20 protein-coding genes are annotated in these 18,844 nt (G+C 63.4%); 15 read left to right on the top strand and 5 right to left on the bottom strand.

Translation table 11 applies throughout. The features are described 5' to 3' along the window. Positions 1 to 148 precede the first annotated feature (148 nt). The 4 genes from AB0305_RS04770 (at position 149) to AB0305_RS04755 (ending at position 4,272) form a co-directional block, all read left to right on the top strand. Positions 149 to 958, top strand: coding sequence for a quinoprotein dehydrogenase-associated SoxYZ-like carrier (locus AB0305_RS04770; protein WP_366171887.1), 810 nt, complete (start codon positions 149 to 151; stop codon positions 956 to 958). Further along, complete coding sequence (locus AB0305_RS04765) at positions 955 to 1,893, top strand: quinoprotein relay system zinc metallohydrolase 1 (RefSeq protein WP_366171885.1); 939 nt, start codon at positions 955 to 957, stop codon at positions 1,891 to 1,893. Before AB0305_RS04770 ends, AB0305_RS04765 begins: the two co-directional genes overlap by 4 nt. A 1-nt stretch (position 1,894) precedes the next feature. After that, positions 1,895 to 2,863, top strand: a complete 969-nt coding sequence (locus tag AB0305_RS04760; RefSeq protein WP_366171883.1) for an MBL fold metallo-hydrolase — start codon at positions 1,895 to 1,897, stop codon at positions 2,861 to 2,863. 284 nt (positions 2,864 to 3,147) lie between these two features. Then, entirely contained in the window at positions 3,148 to 4,272 is a 1,125-nt protein-coding gene (locus AB0305_RS04755) for a porin (protein WP_366171881.1), read from the top strand. Between the two features lie 69 nt (positions 4,273 to 4,341). Here AB0305_RS04755 and AB0305_RS04750 read toward each other — a convergent pair whose 3' ends face one another. Next, a complete protein-coding gene (locus AB0305_RS04750) occupies positions 4,342 to 5,409 on the bottom strand; it encodes a porin (protein WP_366171879.1) in 1,068 nt (355 codons plus the stop codon). A gap of 117 nt (positions 5,410 to 5,526) precedes the next feature. Then, positions 5,527 to 7,422, bottom strand: a complete 1,896-nt coding sequence (locus tag AB0305_RS04745) for a TIM barrel protein (protein ID WP_366171877.1) — start codon at positions 7,420 to 7,422, stop codon at positions 5,527 to 5,529. 139 nt (positions 7,423 to 7,561) lie between these two features. Between AB0305_RS04745 and AB0305_RS04740 the strand changes: the two genes are divergently transcribed. From AB0305_RS04740 to AB0305_RS04720, 5 genes are all read left to right on the top strand, one after another. Further along, positions 7,562 to 8,329, top strand: a complete 768-nt coding sequence (locus AB0305_RS04740; protein WP_366171875.1) for an IclR family transcriptional regulator C-terminal domain-containing protein — start codon at positions 7,562 to 7,564, stop codon at positions 8,327 to 8,329. Between the two features lie 247 nt (positions 8,330 to 8,576). After that, positions 8,577 to 9,959 carry an MFS transporter gene (locus tag AB0305_RS04735; RefSeq protein WP_366171873.1) on the top strand — a complete coding sequence of 461 codons (1,383 nt, stop codon included), beginning with the start codon at positions 8,577 to 8,579 and terminating at the stop codon, positions 9,957 to 9,959. 19 nt (positions 9,960 to 9,978) lie between these two features. Further along, positions 9,979 to 10,812 carry a ThiF family adenylyltransferase gene (locus tag AB0305_RS04730; protein ID WP_366171871.1) on the top strand — a complete coding sequence of 278 codons (834 nt, stop codon included), beginning with the start codon at positions 9,979 to 9,981 and terminating at the stop codon, positions 10,810 to 10,812. Between the two features lie 24 nt (positions 10,813 to 10,836). Next, positions 10,837 to 12,006: an MFS transporter gene (locus tag AB0305_RS04725; RefSeq protein ID WP_366171869.1), complete on the top strand. Its 1,170-nt coding sequence runs from the start codon at positions 10,837 to 10,839 to the stop codon at positions 12,004 to 12,006. A 100-nt stretch (positions 12,007 to 12,106) separates the two neighbouring features. Then, positions 12,107 to 13,189, top strand: a complete 1,083-nt coding sequence (locus AB0305_RS04720; RefSeq protein WP_366171867.1) for a VOC family protein — start codon at positions 12,107 to 12,109, stop codon at positions 13,187 to 13,189. Between the two features lie 29 nt (positions 13,190 to 13,218). On the opposite strand, the gene AB0305_RS04715 is transcribed toward AB0305_RS04720, so the two are convergent. Together AB0305_RS04715 and AB0305_RS04710 are read right to left on the bottom strand one after the other, a co-directional pair. Next, a complete protein-coding gene (locus tag AB0305_RS04715; RefSeq protein WP_366171865.1) occupies positions 13,219 to 14,271 on the bottom strand; it encodes an AI-2E family transporter in 1,053 nt (350 codons plus the stop codon). 291 nt (positions 14,272 to 14,562) lie between these two features. Beyond that, positions 14,563 to 14,862 (bottom strand): hypothetical protein, encoded by a 300-nt coding sequence (locus AB0305_RS04710; protein ID WP_141515473.1) that lies wholly within the window; start codon positions 14,860 to 14,862, stop codon positions 14,563 to 14,565. 109 nt (positions 14,863 to 14,971) lie between these two features. Between AB0305_RS04710 and AB0305_RS04705 the strand changes: the two genes are divergently transcribed. The 4 genes from AB0305_RS04705 (at position 14,972) to AB0305_RS04690 (ending at position 16,419) form a co-directional block, all read left to right on the top strand. After that, positions 14,972 to 15,301: a hypothetical protein gene (locus AB0305_RS04705; protein ID WP_366171863.1), complete on the top strand. Its 330-nt coding sequence runs from the start codon at positions 14,972 to 14,974 to the stop codon at positions 15,299 to 15,301. 420 nt (positions 15,302 to 15,721) lie between these two features. After that, complete coding sequence (locus AB0305_RS04700) at positions 15,722 to 15,892, top strand: hypothetical protein (RefSeq protein WP_366171861.1); 171 nt, start codon at positions 15,722 to 15,724, stop codon at positions 15,890 to 15,892. 88 nt (positions 15,893 to 15,980) lie between these two features. Continuing rightward, on the top strand, positions 15,981 to 16,127 hold the full coding sequence (locus tag AB0305_RS04695) for a hypothetical protein (RefSeq protein WP_366171859.1): 147 nt from the start codon (positions 15,981 to 15,983) through the stop codon (positions 16,125 to 16,127). A gap of 217 nt (positions 16,128 to 16,344) precedes the next feature. After that, positions 16,345 to 16,419, top strand: a complete 75-nt coding sequence (locus AB0305_RS04690; protein ID WP_366171943.1) for a hypothetical protein — start codon at positions 16,345 to 16,347, stop codon at positions 16,417 to 16,419. Positions 16,420 to 16,717: 298 nt separating this feature from the next. Here AB0305_RS04690 and AB0305_RS04685 read toward each other — a convergent pair whose 3' ends face one another. Continuing rightward, positions 16,718 to 16,915 carry a hypothetical protein gene (locus tag AB0305_RS04685; RefSeq protein WP_366171857.1) on the bottom strand — a complete coding sequence of 66 codons (198 nt, stop codon included), beginning with the start codon at positions 16,913 to 16,915 and terminating at the stop codon, positions 16,718 to 16,720. Here AB0305_RS04685 and AB0305_RS04680 point away from each other — a divergent pair. Beyond that, positions 16,914 to 17,165 carry a hypothetical protein gene (locus AB0305_RS04680; protein ID WP_366171855.1) on the top strand — a complete coding sequence of 84 codons (252 nt, stop codon included), beginning with the start codon at positions 16,914 to 16,916 and terminating at the stop codon, positions 17,163 to 17,165. The genes AB0305_RS04685 and AB0305_RS04680 overlap by 2 nt on opposite strands. 84 nt (positions 17,166 to 17,249) lie before the next feature. Next, a complete protein-coding gene (locus AB0305_RS04675) occupies positions 17,250 to 18,836 on the top strand; it encodes a hypothetical protein (RefSeq protein ID WP_366171853.1) in 1,587 nt (528 codons plus the stop codon). Positions 18,837 to 18,844: the final 8 nt, after the last annotated feature.

The raw sequence follows: 18,844 nt of genomic DNA, 5'->3' as shown, positions 1-18,844 counted from the left end.
CTTGCGCGTTCGTGAGGGTGCTCCAGAATGCAACACTCACTGTTCCAAAGCGCAACGCTCAAACCGCTTGTGCGCAGGCTCTGGAGCACGCGCCGCGTGGCATGACTTTCGCAGTGCCACCGGTTGCCCTGAACCCGACAAGAACACAATGAGACCGGCGTATCCCCAAGCCACAGCCTTCGCGCGTGGCTGTGCCATTGCCGCATTGGCCCTTGCTTGGCTGCCATGGCCCACATGGGCCGAGCCCAACGCCAGGCCCAACGCTGACCCAGCAGGCTCGCCGCTATGGCAGGCCATCCATCAGGAACTTCTGGGCAATGCGCCGGCCATGTTCGACAACCATGTCCGCGTGACTGGCCCAGCGTTTGCCGAAGACGCTATGCAGGTGCCGATTGCTTTTGATGCTTCGGCGCTTGGCAAGGTGGAACGCATCGTTGTGGCAGTGGACCGCAACCCGATCCGCCAGGTGCTGGCGTTCGAGCCGATGCGGGCACGGCCTGCGCTGTCGTTCCGGTTCAAGCTGCAGGAGGCATCGGCGGTGCGCGTGGCGGCGCGCACGCCAGATGGCGTCTGGCATGTCGGCACGTTGATGGTGGATGCCACCGGCGGCGGCTGCACACTGCCCGGTGCCACGCGCCAGAACGCCACCTGGAGCACCACGCTGAACCGGGTCGAATCGCGCGTGTTTCCCGGCTTCAACGGTGCAGGCGCGCGCATCCGGCTGCGCGTGATGCACCCGATGGATACGGGCCTCGTCGCCAGCATTCCGTCGTTCCATATCGAACGGCTGGAACTGCTGGATGCGAACCGTCAGCCCCTGCTTCGGCTGGCGCTGCACGAACCCGTGGCGGAGAACCCCATCTTCTCGTTCGACTTTGACGGCCCCGCCGAACGGGGTGTCTCGGTGGTGGGCGTCGACAACAACGGCAACCGCATCCGCGCGCAGGTGACGCCATGAGCCGCAGGCTTGTTCTGTTGCTATACCTCTTCATGCTGCCCGTCGGCGTGCGGGCCGAAAGCCTGGATTACCACCTCGTGCCACGGCAGGTGGCGCCAGATGTCTGGGTCTTCGAAGGCGCCAATGCCGATTTCGCACCCGGCAACGGCTGCAACATCATCAACACCGGGTTCATTGATACCGGCGACGGCGTGCTCGTCATCAACACGGGGCCGTCCGCGCTGTACGGCGCGCAGCAGCGCCGCGCCATCGGCCGGGTCACCTCGGCGCCGGTGCGCTGGGTGCTCAACCTGAATCTGCATCCGGATTACTTTTTCGGTAACCAGGCCTATGCGGATGTTGGCGCGCAGGCGCTGCCGGGCACCATCACCGGGACGCAACAGGAAGGCGCAGCGTATGCCGACAACCTCTACCGCCTGTGCGGCAACTGGATGCACGACACCGTGCCCACGCCGCCCACGCAGCCGTTGACGCCTGGGCAGCACACCTTCGGCCGCCACCGCATCGATCTCATCCGCCTCGATGGCCATACGGGCGATGACCTTGTGCTGGTGGACCGCACCAGCGGCGTGGTGTTTGCGGGCGGCCTCGCCTTTCGCGATCGGATTCCGACGACGCCACATGCGGACCTCGCCCGCTGGCTCGCAAGCCTGGACGCACTCCAGAGCATCGTTGCGCGGAGCGGTGCTCGGGTGCTGGTCCCTAGCCACGGCCCCGCGCTCGGCCACGCCGATGCCGTTGCGCAGACGCGCCAATATCTGCTGTGGCTGGACACACGGCTGCGTCGTGCGGCGGAAGAAGGACGCGATCTGGCCGAGGTACTCGCGATGCCGGTAGCACCCGAGTACGCCCGCTGGGGAGGCATGCCCGCCGAGTACGTGCGCAATGTCACGCGCTTCTACCCGCGCTATGAAAGCGCGGTGCTGGCGCACTGACATGGCCGAGGCGCGCGCACGTCGCCAGTGGATGCGGTTGATGTTTGCACTCACAGTCAACCCAGCGCTAAGCACACTGGCGGCACCGGCGCGCGTGTCGCTGGTGCCGTTGCAAACGGGCCTGTACGCGGCGCGCGCCAACAATGCCGAAGCCACCCGCATCAACGCCGGCGAAGTCGTGCCGACGCTCGTGCACATCACCGGCAACGGCGTGCTGGTGGTTGACCCGGGCCCGCACCTTCATTGGGGCAACCGGTTGATTGCCGCCATCCGCCACCTCACCGCCGAGCCGATCCGCTGGGTGGTCAACACCCACGCTCACCCTGAGCACGTGCTGGCCAACGCTGCGTTTGCGCAGTTGCGACCGCGCCCGGCGTTTCTGGCGTCGGAGGCGACGGCTACCCTCATGCGGCAACGTTGCGACACGTGCCTCGCCAGGCTCACCCGCATGCTCGGCGAACGCGCGATGCGTGGCACACAGATCGTCATTCCCGAACCCGCGCTGCGCGACGGCGACTGGTTGCACACCGGCAAGACAGCGTGGCAGGTGCACATTCACCCGGCGGCGCATAGTGCTTCCGATACGACGCTGTATGCGCCGCAGCGGCGCGTGTTGTGTGCGGGTGGACTGGCATATCAGCAGCGCGTGCCCGATCTACAGGAAGGTTCGCTGCTTGGCTGGCGGCTTGCGCTGCGGGCCCTCGCGCAGTTGCCGACTGACATCGTTATCGGCACGGCCATCGGCTCGCCTGCGCAAATGCTGCAGCCGACGCTGTCGTATCTCGATGCGCTCAACGCGTCGATTGCCGACGCCATTGCGGCGGGTGGAGACGGCGCCCACGCGCTCGATTACGCACCGGGCCTTGCGTACCGCGACTGGCACAACTTCCACCCCCGGCATGCACTGAACGTGGCGCACGCCTGGCGCGAGCTGGAAAACCGCTGGATGGAGAACGCGCCGCTGAGGTAGGCGCAGCGCGCTGTTCCATGGCTGAACAGCCATCGAGACACCTGTTGCACCGAGTGTTTCGTCTCACCACACCACAGCATCCCGCGAGCAGCGCGCAAACGTTATTCAAAACACTGCAACACCTGCGAACGCAAAGCAATCGGTTGCGAACGCGATGGTATGCATATTGCGATGCCCCGCCCGGCGTCAAGCACGGCTCGTGCAACGGCGCCGACCCCAAACAAGCCCGCGCCACACCTGCCGGGCTGACTACACGAAAACCACAAAGGCAATACGGAGACGACATGCAGAGCAAACACCTTCGCGGCGCGTTCCTGGTGGCGAGCCTGGGCTGCGCGGCAAGCGGCGCCCTGGCGCAGTCCTCAGTCACGATCTACGGCACCATCGATGCCGGGCTGCAATACCGCAACCACAGCGCCGACAACACCGGCAGCCTGACGGAGATGCGCTCCGGCGGCATCAGCCCAAGCATCTGGGGGCTCAAGGGTGTGGAAGACCTGGGCGGCGGGTTGAAGGCCACCTTCAACCTCGAAGGGCACTACAGCAGCGACACGGGCACGCTCACTACCGGCCCCGGCTTCAGCGCGCAACTCTTCCGCCGGCAGGCGAACGTAGGCCTGAGCGGCAACTGGGGCACCGTCACACTGGGCCGCCAATACAGCCCGGCGCTCATCGGCACCATCGGCACCGAAGCGCGCGGCTTCAAGGAGCAGTTCTCCAACCTGTTCGGCTGGGCCTACAACCAGCTAGCCGCACCCGCCAACGCCTTGGGTGCCGGCACCAACGCCGGTAATGACATCGGCGTGTTCACGGGCAACACAGTGCAGTACTCGAACAACGTCGGACCGGTGTGGCTGGGCGTGGCGTACTCGCTGGGCGAGGCTGCTGGCAGCTTCAAGAAGGGCAACGAGGTTTCGCTGGGGGCCACGTACACCGGGCCTGTGGTGGTGGGCCTCGGGTATCAGTCGATGGCGGACAGCAACACGGGCGAGACGCTCAGCCGGTTGTGGAGCGCGGGCCTGGCCGTGCCGTTCAGCGCCTTCACAGGCAAGCTCAACTTCATCGGCGTCACCAACAATGCGCCGAGCGGTGCGCGTGTCTCCGACGTCAAGTCGATCGGCGCGGGGCTCGACTACACATGGAGCGCAAGCAATACCGCCACACTCGCGGGCTACTACAGCAAGTACGAAAGCAGCGCGCACAACAGCTCGACCAAATCGATCGTGCTGAGCAACGACTACGCGTTCTCCAAGCGCACCACGCTGTATGCGCAACTGGTGTACGTGGATGCGGGTACGGTCGGCGCGGCGGATCCGTTGGAAAACCTCAAGACCTCCATCGTGGCGGGCGGAACGGCGCCAGGCATGAAGACGTTGCTGGCCGGCGTTGGGCTGAAGCATTCGTTCTGATGCACTGACGAACACAAAAAGCAAAAGCCCCTCGGCGATGAAACCGAGGGGCGTTATGCGTACTGCCGATCAGAACTTGTGGCGCACGCCCAGCATCACGCCCAATCGCGAGTTGTTGCCGTACGTGTTGCCCGAGTTGTTGAACGCAGCCGCGCTGTTCAACGCCACCCACGCGCCCTGCAGGTGGGTGTAGTCGATTTCGGCATACACATCCGTGCGCTTGCTGAACGCGTAGTCGAGCATACCGGCACTGGTCACGCGCTTGCCGCTGTCGCCGAGGTGCTTCATCCAGTCGTATTGCACCGTACCGATGAAGCTCAATGCGCCGGTCAGCGGCACCTTTGCGCCAACGTAAGCGGCCTGGTTCTTGTAGTCCGCCACGTCGAGTCGGTTGTTGGTATACCCCAGGTACCACGTGGCAATGGACGTATCCAGCTTGCCCCCGAAGCCCCACACCGTCTGCTTGCTGGCCAATGCTGCCGGCACCGCACCGAAGAACGCCGAAGACACATCCCGTGTGACCTGGTACACCGCGCCCACTTCTGCCGGCCCCATGCTGTAGACGATGGAGCCTGCGCCGGCCGAGCTCTTACTGAAGCTGCCCGCCGCCTCGCCAAACGTCCACGCGCCGGCCAGTTGCAGCCCGCCGAACGACTTGATGTACTTGACCGTGTTGTCATAGCGCAGGCCGGTGTAGTTGCCGCCCTGGTAGCCGACGATGGAGTTGTTGGCAAACGCCATCGCCTCGTACGACGACAACACCTCGTGCGCCAACGTGTATTGGCGGCCGAGGTACAGCTTGCCGTAGTCGTTGCTCTCCAGTCCGACCACCGCCGTGCGGCCAAACAGGCGCCCGCCTTGCTGGCTGCTGCCGGTATCGGGCGCAAAACCCGATTCCAGAATGAACATGGCCTTGGTACCGCCCCCCAGGTCTTCGGTACCGCGCAAGCCCCAGCGGCTGCCGGTGAGCACGCCATCGGTCATCTGCAGGTTGTGATTGCCTGCCGCGTTTTCGTGCGTGCTGTAGCGGATCGTGGTGTCGATCAGCCCGTAGAGCGTGACGCCACTTGTGGCTTGTGCCGCTGCCGGCAGGCTCGTGGCGCCGAGCACCAGTGCGGCCAGTGTTGTTTTGTTCATGATTCCTCCGTCTCCTCTTTTGATGTCATGGAGTTGCGTGTGCGCCGGCTGCCCGCGCAGCCGGATTGGGTTGAAGCGGCCCACGGCTGCACCGGCCGTGGTCGCCCGTGATCGGGGTTATTGGTCTGCCGGTGCGGCGCTGCGGCTCAGCTGCGCTTGCACGGCCATGCGTACGGCGGCGTTGGCTGCGCCGTAGCCGAGGTAACCGTTGCGCTGAACGAGTTCAAAGAAGAAGCGCTCGCGAAAGGGTTCGGTGTAGGTGTGCAGAAAATCGCCGTGCGCGTCGCGGTCGTAGAGCAGGCCGTCGTCGTGCAGGCGTGTGAGCAGCGCGTCGTCCAGCCCAAGGCGGGCGGCAACATCGTCGTAATAGTTCCCGGGCACATGCTGCAGGCGGGCTGCGGCACGATCGATGGCTTCGATGGTTTCGAACAGCCGCTCCGTGCGGAAGGCAACGTGATGCACCCCCGAACCGGCGTACGCGGCAATGAACCGCCCGGTTGCCGTGCGGCCGCTCTCCGACACGTTGAGCGGAATCCGCACGTTGCGGTCTGCGCTCACCATGGCGCGGCTCTTCACCAGGCCATACGGATCGGCAATCTCTTGCACCGCCTCGGCCTGCATGCCGAAGATGGCGCGGTAGAACAGCACAAAGCTGTCGAGCCGGTGTGCCGGCAGCGCCTGCGCTACATGGTCAATGGAAATGAGGCCAGTCGCATCCGCCTGCGCGGCGGGCTGCAAAACGAAATCGCTCTCGTAGATGCTGCGGTCTGCATTGCGATCGTCGATCAGATAGAGCAGCGTGCCGTCGGGCGCGCGCAGCGCAGGGATACTGCGCTCGCTCGGCCCCACCGGCCCGCGCCACTCCTGGCAGCACAGCGCCCGCGCGCGTTCCATTGCGCGCTCGGCGTCGTCCACCTTCAGGCCGATCGCGCAGACGGACGGGCCATGCAGCTCGAAATGCTCTGACGCCGCGCTGTCCTGCTCCATGTTCAGGATCACGTTGACGCGGCCCTGCCGATACAGGTCCACCGCCTTGGAACGGTGGTGCCCCGCGAAGGCAAACCCGAGCGCACGCAGCCGCGCCTCAAGCTCGCGTCCGGCGGTGGCATCGACCGCAAATTCAAGGAAGTCCACGCCGTCAAAGCGCGCCGCTGCAGGCAGCGTTGCCGCACCCGCTTCCGATTCCAACCACACGAGCGAGCGCATACCGTCCTGCGCCGTCGGCCGTGCGGGCGCGGAGCGGAACTCATCGTTGAACACTTCGAGCGACAGCGGGCCGGTGTAGCCCGCGTCAAGCAAGGTGCGCGCAAACTCCGTCACCGGCAGATCACCCTGGCCCGGGAAGTTGCGGTGATGGCGGCTCCACGACAGCACGTCCATCGACAGCTTGGGCGCATCAGCAAGCTGCACGAAGAAGAGCTTGTCCGCCGGCACGTCGTGCAACCCATCCAGCGTGTCGCCCAGCGACAGCGTGTGGAAGCTGTCGAGAATCAGCCCCAGCGCTGGATGGTCTGCCTGCTTCACGATCTGCCACGCCTGGCGCCACGTCCGCGTGTGGCGGCCCCAGGCCAGCGCTTCATAGCCCACGCGCACGCCACGCGGGGCGGCAAGCTCGGCCATCTGGCGCAGATCGTCTGCCGCGCGCGCGGGGTCGTCCACGGAGATGTCCTGCACATTGCTGCAGACGAGGATGTCCTGCACGCCCAGTTGCGCCATGACATCAAACTTGCGCTCGGCGCGCGCCAGGTTGCGGGCAAGCTGCTCGCGCGGCATCGCCTCGAAATCGCGAAACGGCTGGTACAGCATGATCGCCAACCCCAGGTCGGATGCCATCTGGCGCACGCTGGCCGGCGAGCCGTCGAAATTCAGCAGGTCGTTCTCGAAGATCTCGACGCCGTCAAACCCGGCCGCGGCGGCGGCTTCCAGCTTCTCGGGCAGCGTGCCGGACAGGCACACGGTGGCGATGCATTTAGGACGGGTTCCCAGGGTGGGCGAACTCAGGAGCGAATTCATGGCGATGCAGTGACGCGGCGTTCAATCGATGCCCGCAGCGTAGGTGGGCACCCCATCCACTCACAAGCGTCATTCGCGCAACAACGTGCGATGATCGTACAATCACGCGCACATATCGTTCGTTTCTAGGGTTATCGCCATGAAGAAGGAACCGTTGGATCGGCGCGACTGGATTGCCGGCTTGGAAAAAGGGCTCGCCATTCTGGAGGCGTTCGACCACGAACACCCCCGGCTGACCCCCACCCAGGCCGCCGAGCTGACCGGCCTCACCCGCACTGCCGCACGCCGCTACCTGCTGACCCTGGAACACCTCGGCTATCTCACCAGCGAAGGCACGCTGTTCAGCCTGACGCCGCGCGTGCTGAAGGTGGGCTGGTCGTATTTCGATTCCGCCCGGCTGCCGCGCACGGTGCAGCCGTTCCTGCAGCAGGTCACTGCCGCCGTCGGCGAAGTGGCCTACCTCAGCGTGCTCGACGATTGGGAACTGGTCTTCATCTCCCGCACCAGCACGAGCCGCGTCATGAGCACAGGCTTCGTGCTGGGCGCGCGCGTGCCGGCACCGCTGGCTTCGGCTGGCGTGTTGATGCTAGCCGCGCAACCCGAAGAAGACGTCAAGACCTGGCTGGAAACCTGTGTGCTGACGCCCTATACGCCGTACACCATCCTGCAGCGCGAACGCCTGCTCGACGAGATCCGCAAGGCAGGCCGCCAGGACTACGCCGTGGTTGAGCAGCAATTGCAGATCGGCGTGCGCGGCGTGGCCGTACCGCTGCGTGACCGCCATGGCAACGTCGTGGCGGCCTTGAGCGTGAACATGCAGATCGGCGAAGAAACCAGCGAGCAGGCCGTACAGCGTGTGCTACGGGTGCTCCAAGACACGGCGCTTTCGATCATGCGGGTCTTGTAATCGACTGCGCACCCCACCCCCGCCACGCCGCCTCCTCTTTTTCACAGCCCCGACCTCGGAAGACTCGGAAAAACCCTTGAGTCGTACGTTATTCGCACAGCGTTGTGCGATCATCGATCACCGCCCGCCGCCATTCGCTTGTGCCCTCCTAGGGTGCCGGACTACGCTGCGGTGCGTGTAACAGACACAGAGACACAGACGGCCCTTCAACACCGATAGGCCGCACAGATACCACTTGGAGACCACCATGACGGCAGCCGCCCACGAGCCCCAGGGCAAGCATCAGTCGAAGAAAGCCGCCGCCAGCGGCTGGATCGGCTCGGCGCTCGAGTACTACGACTTCTTTATCTACGCCACCGCAGCGGCGCTGATCTTCCCGCAGATCTTCTTTCCCAAGGGCGATCCGAAGACAGCCATCATCGCTTCGCTGGCCACGTACGGCGTGGGCTATGTGGCGCGGCCGATCGGCGCGTTCGTGCTGGGGCATCTGGGCGACACGCACGGACGCAAGAACGTGCTGCTGTGGTGCATGTTCCTGATGGGCATCTCGACAATCGGCGTGGGCCTGCTGCCGACCTACGATCAAGTCGGGCTGCTGGCGCCGACGCTGCTGGTCGTCATGCGCTTGATCCAGGGTTTTGCCGTCGCCGGTGAAATCTCCGGTGCCAGCTCGATGATCCTGGAGCACGCACCGTTTGGCCGACGCGGGTTCTTTGCCAGCTTTACGCTGCAAGGCGTGCAGGCGGGGCAGATTCTGGCGGCCGCCGTCTTCCTGCCGCTGGCGCACTACATGCCCGTCGAACAGTTCAACAGCTGGGGCTGGCGCATTCCGTTCCTGCTGAGCTTCGTGGTCATCATCGCGGGCTATGTCATTCGCCGTGAGGTGCACGAAACGCCGGCCTTTACCGCCGAGCAAAAGCAACAAGGCCGCCCCCGTTCCCCGGTTCTCGACGCCTTCAAATACAGCTCGCCCGACATGCTGCGCGTGGTCTGCATGGCGCTGATGAACGTCATTCCGGTGGTGGCGACCATCTTCGGTGCGGCCTATGCTGTGCAACCGGCGTACGGCATCGGCTTCGCCAAGGACATCTATCTGTGGATCCCCGTGGTGGGCAATATCGTTGCCGTGCTGGTGATTCCGTACGTGGGCGATCTGTCCGACCGCATCGGCCGCAAGCCGCCCATCATCATCGGCTCGCTGCTCGCCGGCCTGCTCGCGTTTGCGTATCTGTACGCCATCAGCATCAAGAACGTACCGCTGGCCTTTGGCATGTCGATCCTGATGTGGGGCGTGGTCTATCAGGGCTACAACGCGGTGTTCCCGAGCTTCTACCCCGAGCTGTTCCCGACCCGCACCCGTGTGTCGGCGATGGCGATTTCGCAGAACGTCGGCACCGCCATCACGGCCATGCTGCCGGCCATCTTCACGGCCGTGGCACCCCCCGGGTCTGCCAACATCTGGCTGACCGTGGGTGCCATTGCCTTTGGTGTGACGGTGGTCGCAGCTGTGGCCGCGCTGAGCGCCCGCGAAACCTATCGCATCCACATGGACGACCTGGGCCAGCCGAGCGCTCAGCCCGTCGACAAGGCCGAATATGCCCGCCAACGGGCCGGAGCCCTGGCCGCCTGAAACACGTAAGCGCAGAACCATGATCTCTGGAAAAACCACCCTCATCGCTCACATCGGCTATCCGACGGAGACCTTCAAGTCGCCGATGATCTACAACCCCTGGTTCGAGACAAAGTGCATCGACGCCGTTGTCATGCCCATGGGGGTCAAGGCTGAGGACTACGCGCAGAGCTTTGCCGCCATCTGCCGCTTCACCAATCTGCGCGGCGCGCTGGTCACCATGCCGCACAAGGTGACCACGGTGGACCTGGTGGATGAGGTCACGCCCGCCGTGCGCATTGCCGGCGCATGCAACGCGGTGCTCAAGCGCGAAGACGGCACGCTGCTGGGCGACCAGTTTGATGGCGCCGGCTTCGTACGCGGCGTGTTGCGCAAGGGGCGGCAGCTTGCGGGGGCACGCGTGTTGCTCTCCGGCGCGGGTGGTGTTGGTTCGGCTATCGCGGCCTCGCTGGCGGCGGCGGGCGTGGGCGAACTGGCCTTGTATGACACGCGTGCCGCGTCTGCGGAATCGTTGGCGCAACGCCTGCGCACGTACTACCCCGCGTTGGTCGTGCGCACGGGTTCGAACGACCCGGATGGCTTCGACGTAGTCGTCAACGCCACACCGGTCGGCATGAAGGAAGACGACCCGCTGCCCTTTGACGTGTCGCGCATCGCACCCAGCTGCTTCGTCGGCGAGGTGGTCATGAAGGCGGAATACACGCCGCTGCTGCGTGCCGTCCGCGACAAGGGTTGCGAAGTGCAGGTCGGCACCGACATGCTGTTCGAAATGATTCCCGCCTATCTCGAATTCTTCGGCTTCGGCACCGCCACCGCAGAGGAACTCAGGCACACTGCCGCCATTGCATACTGAGCACTTGGCGTTGCCTGAACACCGATGATTCGCCGCCCGCTGAGCTTTGCCCTGCTGCTGCCGTTGCTGCTCTCGGCACAGCCGGTGGCGACCGACAGCTATCTTCCCGCCCTGCCCGCCATTGCACAGGCATTGGGCTCGGCCAGCACCAGCCTGACGGTGTTCGCACTCGCCTTTGGTATTGGGCAATTGCCGATGGGCAGCCTGGCCGACCGCTTCGGGCGCCGGCACGTGCTGCTGGTGGGGTTGGCCTGCTACGCCGTCGCCGCGCTGGCCGGCGCATTGGCGGTGAGCGCCGCCATGCTGACCGCCGCACGCGCCCTGCAAGGCTTTTCCATGGCGGCCATCCTGGTGTGCGCACGTGCGGCGGTGCGCGATCTACACCCCGCCCGCGACGGCCCACACGTCATGGCACGCGGCCTCACGGGGTTGGGCTTCGTGGCGTTGGTGGCACCGATACTCGGTGCCTTTGTCGCGCAACATGCCGGCTGGCGCTGGGTGCTCGCGTGCATGAGCCTGTACGCCCTCGTGCTGTGGGTCATGTGCTGGCGTGGCTTTGCCGAAACCAAGCAGGCGCACCCGCAGCAGGCCGGTGGCGTACGCGAGATTTTTGCCAGCGCGGAATTCCGCCGCTGGGCGCTGCTGGCCGCCACCACCTACGCCGGCATCTTCTGCTTTCTGCTGCTCTCGCCGATGGTCTATATCGGCTATCTGGGACTCTCCCCCGCGTTGTACGGGTGGATACCGGCCGGCGGTTCGCTCGTCTACATCGTCAGCACCACCATTTGCCGACGCCTCTTGCGGCGCCAGAGCCTCGTGCGCACCGTGCAGCAAGGCGCCACGCTCAGCCTGTGCGGCGCCGGTATCCAAGGGCTGGGGTGCTGGCTCCTGCCCGGCGAGGCATGGCCACTGCTGCTCGGGCATGGCTTCTATTGCATGGGACACGGCATTCACCAGCCTTGCGGGCAAGCGGGCGCCGTCAGCGATCTGCCACACCTGGCCGGACGCGCCGTGTCATGGTCAGGCTTCATCATGATGCTGGCGGCGTTCTGCTTGGGGCAGACGGCGGCAGCCTTCGACGATGCATCGCACAGCCTCGGCGCCTGGCCGATGGTCGTGCCCATGATGATCGCCGGCACCGCGCTGACTTATATCGCCTTCTTCAGACTGCCGAAACTGCGGACTGCGGCGTAGCAAGGCCGCTGCGCCCGGAGGCGCGGGCCTCGCCTGCGCCCCCGCGCCCGTGGTACAAGACACGGTGTTCCATTCATTGTTTCGCCACAGGAGTTCAACCATGGCCCGCGATGCCGACCTGCCCTTCAAGACCGCCGGTCTGGAGTTCATCGAGTTCGCCACGCAAGAGCCGGCCTCGCTCGGCAGCATGTTCGCGTCGCTCGGCTTCAAGGCCATCGCGCGGCACGTCAGCAAGAACGTCACGCTGTACCGCCAGGGCGACATGAATTTCCTCGTCAACGCTGAGCCCGATTCCTTCGCGCACCGCTGGGCCGAGGAATACGGCGTCGGCATCTGCGCCATTGGCATCCGCGTGAATGACGCGCAGCACGCCTACGACCGCGCTGTCGAGCTGGGCGCATGGCCAGCGGAAGGCGAGCCCATTGGCCCGGCGGAGCTGGTGATCCCCGCCATCCAGGGTGTGGGCGATACGCACCTGTACTTTGTCGACCGCTGGCGCGGCAAGCACGGCGCCAAGGGCGGCCTGGGCGACATCTCCATCTACGACATCGATTTCCGCCCGCTGGACCCGGCCACCGCCCATGAGGACTGGCACCACGGCGGCGTCGGGCTGGCGCGCGTCGACCACCTCACGCAGACGGTGGGCGCCGGCCGCCTGCAGGACTGGATCGATTTCTACCGCAACCAGCTCGGCTTTCGCGAGATCCACGAATTGCACGCCAACTGGCACGTGGCGCCGGATTCGCGCGTGATGGTGTCGTCGTGCGGCACGATCCGCATTCCGCTGTATGAAGAGGGCACGCACCGCGCCCACCTGATGCACGCCTACCTGCCCGATCACCCTGGCGAAGGCGTGCAGCACATCGCGCTAGCCACCGACGACATCGTGCGTACCGCGGCCGCACTGGCCGCCAACGGCATCACCTTTGTCGAACCGCCGGCACACTACTACGACACCATCGATGCTCGCCTGCCCGGCCATGGGCTCGACATCGCAACGCTGCGTCGCTACGGCATCCTGATCGACGGGGAGGTCGTCGATGGCGTACCCAAGTTGTTCCTGCAGACGTTCGTCAGGCGCCACCCCGGCGAGATCTTTTTCGAGATCGTGCAGCGGCGTGGCCACCACGGGTTCGGTGAGGGCAACCTCGCCGTGCTGACGGCCGCCATGGGCGCGCCGTAAGCAGCTAGGCGACCGTTACGACAGCGACGTCATTCGGTCTGCCCGGTGCGCGCGAAGATGTCCCAGGTGGCCATGAACAGCGCAGCGACCAGCGGCCCGATGACGAAGCCCGTGATGCCGAACAGCTCCATCCCGCCCAGCGTGGACACCAGCACAACCCAGTCGGGCATCTTGGTGTCCTTGCCGACAAGCAGCGGACGCAGCAGGTTATCCACCAGCCCGATCACGCCGCCGCAGAAGGCGACCAGGATCACGCACTTCCACACCGAACCGATCATCAGAAAGTAGATCGCCACCGGCACCCACACCAGGCTCGCGCCAATCGCGGGCAGCAGCGACAGAAACGCCATCAGGGCGCCCCACAGCACCACGCCGCTGATCCCCAGCGCCCAGAAAATCAGGCCGCCCAGCGCCCCCTGTACCAGCGCCACGACAATGTTGCCCTTGACGGTGGCACGCACCACCGTCGTGAACTTGCTCAGCAGCAGTTGCTTGTGCTCTTCATCCAGCGGCAACGCCCGCCGCACACGGTTGCCGATCTCGCCGCCATCGCGCAGCAGAAAGAACACCATGTACAGCATCACCCCAAAACCGACCACAAACTGGAACGTGTTCTGCCCAATGCTGAGCGCCTTGGCGGCGGCAAACTGGCTGATCTGCGCAGCGCCGTCGGTGAGTTTTTTCTGCAGACCGGCAATGTCGGCCAGGCCCGATTTGGCCAGCAGGTTCTGAATCGACGTGGGCAACGCCTGCATGCCCTGCTGGAAGTACGCGGCGTAATTCAGCTTTGCGCTCTGGATTTCCTGATAGGCCATCGTGATTTCCTGCACGATGGTTGCCGCCACGAACACCAGCGGCAAAATCACGATCACCACGATCAGGGTCAGCGTGACCAGCGCGGCAAGATTGCGCCGCTTGCCGAAGCGCGCCGCCAGCCAGCGCTGCACGGGCTGGAACAGAATCGCCAAAATCGCCCCCCAGAACACCGCGCCCACAAACGGCGACAGAATCCAGCCGAGGCCGATGGTGACGGCGCCGAGCAGGAGGTAGAAGAATTTTTGGCGGTCAGTTCTGCTATCCATGATGGCCGTCGCGTGAAGGTGAGTCTGATGGCCCGGCACGACACCGGGCGGTCGAAACCGGAGTGTGCCCGCAAAGCGGGGGTTGTCATAGGTGCCGCAATCAGTGTGCGCGAAGGCGCTGCGGCCCGTGGCAAGCGTGCATGCGCTTAATGACGGGTAGATGAGACCGATTGACGATTGACGGGCCAGAAAAACAAAAACCCCGTAAGTCGGAGACCTACGGGGTTTTTGGCTACTGCTGGCGGAGAGGGTCCTTTTCGAACCCTCCCTAGCATCCCGCTAGGGCAGTGTTCAGCGGGCCGGGCTGAACACCTTATTCAAGGCCCTGAGCGGATTCTTAAAAGACACTGCGTGTTCCAGGCGGTCGCGGAGTTCCTTGTCCGTGATCGTTTCCCACGCGCAAAGGGCTAGCCCTTTGGTGACTGGAACCTTTGCCATTTCGCAGAGTTTGACGATGGCGTCAGGTCCGACGTGGCCTCGCTTCCGCCACGTTGTCACAACGCTCGATTGCGACAAGCCAAGCTGTTTGGCAACCCAGTAGTCGCTATTAGCTCCCTTCGCTCGATCAAGAATTTCAATTGTGCTTTTCATGGCGCATACCTATCATGCTGACACGTACATATCACCATGACATGCACGTCGATCCGATAACTATCGGTTCGTTAACCATACACCAATTTGCTCATTCGTCGGAGCCACCATGTCGAACACTCAAAAGCTGACCATCATCGCTATCAACAGCCGCAACGGCGTCTCTGCCAAGACCGGCCGACCGTACTCCATGCACGAAGCGCAGTGCATCTTGACCGAAGGTGTCCCCGACGCGAACGGCGTCGTTTCCGAGCAGTTGAAGGTTGGCCGTGTGAACGTCGCCGACGAGCTCAAGGACACCACGCCCGGCGACTACGTGGCCGACTTCAAGCTGTTCGTCTCGCGTGATGGTGAGTTGGTTGCACGCATCGTCGGCTTGAAGGCGCTGAACATGCGCCCCGCTGCCAACGCACCGAAAGCGCAAGCCGCTGCATCGTGATCATTCTGCATAACGCTAAGCCTGCGGAGGGGATGACCCTTCGTGGGCTTTTTCAGTTAACGGGGGTCGTGATGGTTGATCCGCATGACAAGAGGACGTTGCCTCTGCCTGAGGTTGTGAGTGAGTTGCGGTTTTCGCGTTGGATGTTTCTGAACGCTGTGGCTCAAATGCGCCGTCGTCGTCCTTACGGTGATGAGTGGGTGTCGGACATGTACGCAGATTCTGCGGCGTGGTGGTTGTGTTGCCTTGGAGGTCTCGCCTCGCAATGGTGATGAGTGCGCAAAGCAAGCGGGTTGCGGTCGCGGGATTGGTGCTGAGTGGTTTCACGTTTGTCTGCGGCTTCGGTGTGGGCATTAGTGCGTGGATGGCATCCGACTATTTCCGCGCCGTCGTTTGGTACTTCCTCAACAGGTGGGGTTCGTGATGCTGAATTTTCTGCTTGGCTACATCGTTGGTTCCGCTTCTTCGCAATCGTCTGTGCCTGCTACGCCGGTTTCTCCGGAAGAGGCGGTCTTGTGGACCGGTTTCTTGATCGTCGGTGCGCTGCTGCTGTTTGGCGTCTTCATGCGTTCGGTCAAGCGAGGTCTGTGATGGACGATTTGGCGCTCAGTGATGTTGTTGGTTTCGTTGTTCTTGCTGTCGCGCTGTACGCGGTGTTGTGCTTTATCGGGGTGATGTGATGGATGAATGGAAGCGCATTGCATGGTTGGTGGCGGGCATCGTGCTCGGTGCGGGCTGGGCGTATGCGGCTTCTTGGCACTGGCTGCATGACGTTGACACGCGCGATGAGTTGGATCGTGCAACGGCGCAGGTTTCGTATCGATAAGGGGCGGACGTGGGTATCTCCGATTGGTTATCCGGCTTGTTCGATGACGGTGTGTCAGACCGAGAGGAATACCTGCTTGCCGCTGACGAGATGCAGGGCAAGCGTGAGCGTGCTCAGCGGAAGTTGGATGCGGCGAATCGTGAGGCTGATCGTGCGTCGGAGCGACACACAGAGGCCATGGATCGTGAGTACGCCGCAACGCTAAAGATGTCGCTCGTTGCTGATCGCCTCGTTGTCGTCACTGACCGGTTGTGGGCGGCGGACAAAAACGGCGGGATGGACCCGGGGATGAAGCTGGCGAACTGGGATGACGAGGCCGAAGAGTTAGCGAGCATTTCGCATGGTCTGGAAATGCTGTCGCAACGGTTTGAAGAGCAGCGCGAACAGGCAGAGGCTGACGCGAGGGAGTGGGAGCGCAAGGCGTGGATGGCGATAGCGCGGGGCAATGAGCTAGAGGAACAGGTTAGGCGGTATGGCGAGCAGTACGACCAAGCGATAGAGGCGGCTGGGCTTTAAGGGGAAGCGTATGAGCTATGACGGTTTCATGGTGCTGGCGGTGGGCTTCGTTGCGGTCTGCTTCTGCCTCGGATTCATTGCGGGGAATACTCGATGACGTACAGCGCTTCCGACCTTGCGACGTATGCAGGCTTCTGCATGTTGTTCTTTTTCTCGGGCTGGTTGATCGGGTCGCTGTTTCGCCTCGGTCGCAAGCTGCTCGATTTGTTTTGACCGGTTGTCGGGCCAAGCCGGGTCATTTTTCCAACCGGCCCATTTTGGAGGTGAATCATGAAGGTGAATCTGGAAGGTGTGAAACACAAGCTGCTGCTCGCGTCGGTTGCGGTGGCGGGCATGGTCGGCGCTGCTGCTGCGCGCGCTGATACCACGTTCGATTTTCCGACCGCGATGCAACCGGTTTTCGACAGCACCACGTCGAACGCCACGGCGCTCGGTACGAAGGCCATCGCTGCTGCGGTCATCGTGTGGGGCATCTACATCGGCTTCCGCATTGGCCGCAAGCTGGTCAACAAGGTGGCGTGATGTTCCGGCCCGCGAAGCTAGCTCCCCTGGCTCTCGCGGGCCTTTTGTTTTTGAGCGCGTGTGGCACGCCGTTGGACCCTCAATATGAGCGCATCTATGTCTGTCAGAAAGCGGATCATTTTTGTGTTTGGCGCAAGGGTTGAACGCCTCCGGCTGGTGCTATTTGCACTGGCCGTTTTTCTTTGCGGCTGGTCGTTGTCGTCGTCCGCCACGGTCACGGGTGGTGGTCGCATGGGCGCGATCTCGTGGGACTACGAACGGATGATGAATCAGACCATTCGTGCGCTGAACTCTCCGGCTGGTATCGCGATGGATGCGAACGGCGTTGTGCGCATCGGCTATGCAGGCAAGCGCATCGGGCAGATTGCGATGACGGAAACTGCCGCTATTGGGCTCGGTGATATTGCTGCTGTTGCTGCGCGCTCCGTCAACCCGGCAATGATTGCGTTGATGGTTGGTACGCTTGCAGTGGAAGGTTTGCAGCGTTGTATGCAGAGTCAGTCGGGGTGGTGTAAGCCGGGGCAGGTCAATAAGAGTCAGGGTGACGCTGGGTTCAACGGCCAGGGATGGTCTGGTCAGCTTTCTGGAGGTCCGCCGCGTGCTACGGGAGATAGTCCGCAATCTGCTTGTCAGGCTGTTGTCGATGCGTTTTCTTCGTACTGGAAATCGACGGGCTTTACTGCTGGCGCTGTGACGCCGCGTGCTGATGGGTCGTATTACTGTCCATTGGTGTGGCCTGATGGGATTAGTTACTCTGGTGCTGTTATCAGTTCGGATGCTGCATGTGTTTCTGGTTATGTGCAGTCTGGTGGAAAGTGCGTTCCTGATCCGAGCGTCAAGGTTGATCCGGTGCCTGTGGCATATCCCGATGTTGCTGCTGCCTGGAATCGTCAGATGGCCGCCAACCCTACGGGACTGCCCGATTATTGGCACGCCATGACGCCCGATGAGCAGGCGCAAGCTGCGTCGAACGCGCAGAATCAGACGCCTCAGATTAACGGCACCGATACCGTGAGTGATCCGGCTGCGAAGACCAGTACGGACACGCAGACTAAGCCCGATGGCACGAGCGAGACATGTACGACGACGACGGGCGTTCGTGTGCAGGCTCGGCCTAACACCAGTGCGACGGCTGGCGATTCGCCGCTCAACTATCAAGGCACTACAACAACCACGCGTAGTTGTCCGTCCTCTGGCACTACCACAACGACGAACGGCCAGGACAGTGGTGATACCGGCACGAAAACCGGTGGTGGTCCGGCTAGCGGTGTGACTGGCGGCGGTGGTGCTGCTCCCAAGGTAGAGTTGAAGACCTGCGGTCTGGCTGATACCGGGCCTTGCAAGATTGATGAGAGCGGCACGCCGACGGTTGCCGATGGCAAAGCTGCTGTTGCCGCTGCACAGTCGGATTTGACGCAGGCTCGTCAGGATGCTCAAACGAACTTCACCAGTGTGAATGCGGGTCGTGCGTTCGATTTGCATATGCCCCACTTGTTGCCGGGTGGGACATGCCAGCCGGTGGAGTGGTTTTCGTGGGGCTCGTGGCGTGGCAGTTGGGACCCGTGCGACTCGATGGCGTATGTCCGCACGTTGCTGTCGTGGCTCTGGTACACGCTCGCAGCGATCTACATCTGGAACCGTACTGCCAGCGCTAATGCTGGCGCGCAATGATCGGAGGT

The organism is Arthrobacter sp. NPDC080086 (genome assembly GCF_040702285.1).
This window is presented reverse-complemented; position numbering and strand designations above follow the sequence as displayed.